The following is a 1,342-nucleotide window of genomic DNA, read 5'->3' as shown; positions in this document are numbered from 1 at the left end:
CGAAAAATATTCATCAGCCTCCTCCATCAGCTCCCTGTCGCACTCTATTCCGAAGCAGTTCAGCTTGAAAATGGATTTTGCCACAGCCAGGACGCATCCGTTCCCCGACCCGGCATCAAACATCAGGCCGTCATCCAGCCCCTCCAGCATTCTGTAGCTCTCCAGGTCGCACAGTATATTGTATGTGTTTAATGTGAGTGTCGGGCCGAACGTGCCCTTCTCAGTGATTTTAACGCCCTTTCTGGACACCTTCCTGTAAATCTCATCCATCTTTTCGGCCCTCTTCAGCCTCCTGTCCCCGAACCAGAGCATCATTACCCTTGGAGGAAAGTTTTAAAAGCCCCGAACCTTTAACTAATCAGGAGGTTAAAATGGCGGTATCAGCCTACATCTTCATCGAGATTTCCCAGGGAAAGGCAAAGGAAGTCACAAAGCAGATAGCCAAGATAGACGGCGTCAGAGAAGTCCATGTTGTGACAGGCCCCTACGACGCAATAGCAAGGATAGAGGCGTCTGACATCAACACCCTGGGAGCCCTGGTAGTGTCCAAGATACAGTTCACATCCGGCGTAATCAGGACACAGACCAACATCGTTGTCGATTAAAAAGGGGGAAGTTCCTGCAGTTTTTAGCCCCCGCTGTTTCTTTTTTGTTCTCAGTTTAGCCGAAGCTCTATAACCAAAAACCGTCTACCTCTCCAGAATGAACCTCTTGGCGTATTTCTCTTCCGGTATCCTGGCCAGCATCATGTCGTACTTGTCCCCAATCCCTATTATGTAGTGCTGGCTGGCCGCATTCAGCGCCCTGTTCAGCTTGAACGTGTTCTCGGAATATATCTCCATCAGAACATCTCCCTTCTTTACAGCATCCCCGACCTTCTTGTACAGGTAAACTCCGGCCCCCTTCGCCTTAGGCGCCCCGGCTTCCCTGCAGATGTGCACCAGCGCATGGTTGCTTATCCACCACACCTTCCCTGAGCAGGCCGCCTTCAGTTTTGCCACACAGGGCCCTATCGGTATGTCCTCGGGCTTTATGTTGGGGTTGCCTCCCTGCGCCGCTATTATCTGCTTCAGTTTTTTCCCGGCCTTTCCCGAAGTTATAATGTCAGACGCCATCTGTTGCGGGTTCTTGAACCCCTTGAACTCAAACAGCATCCCTGCAACTATCGAGGCCTTTTCTATCAGATCAACAGGGCCCCTTCCTGTCAGCAGCGTGTTCAGGGCCTCCCTGGCCTCCAGCGCCGGGCCCATAGCCCTGCCAACAGGCTGCTCCCCAAACGTGCTCACACAGGAAACCTTTATCCCCAGCTTCTTCCCCAACTCTATGAAGTGGTGGGCCAGCT

2 protein-coding genes and 1 pseudogene are annotated in these 1,342 nt (G+C 52.2%); 1 reads left to right on the top strand and 2 read right to left on the bottom strand.

The window, feature by feature from the left end:
- A partial coding sequence (locus tag HWQ67_RS18660) for a hypothetical protein (RefSeq protein WP_218254201.1) occupies positions 1-270 on the bottom strand: 270 nt, incomplete at its 3' end.
- Between the two features lie 101 nt (positions 271-371).
- Here HWQ67_RS18660 and HWQ67_RS18655 point away from each other — a divergent pair.
- Positions 372-605, top strand: a complete 234-nt coding sequence (locus HWQ67_RS18655; protein ID WP_218254200.1) for an Lrp/AsnC family transcriptional regulator — start codon at positions 372-374, stop codon at positions 603-605.
- An 84-nt stretch (positions 606-689) separates the two neighbouring features.
- On the opposite strand, the pseudogene HWQ67_RS18650 reads toward HWQ67_RS18655, so the two are convergent.
- Positions 690-1,342, bottom strand: a pseudogene (locus HWQ67_RS18650) (AMP phosphorylase); the annotation flags it as partial.

The sequence above is a fragment of the Candidatus Magnetobacterium casense genome (assembly GCF_019173545.1).
Classification (GTDB): domain Bacteria; phylum Nitrospirota; class Thermodesulfovibrionia; order Thermodesulfovibrionales; family Magnetobacteriaceae; genus Magnetobacterium; species Magnetobacterium cryptolimnobacter.
This window is presented reverse-complemented; position numbering and strand designations above follow the sequence as displayed.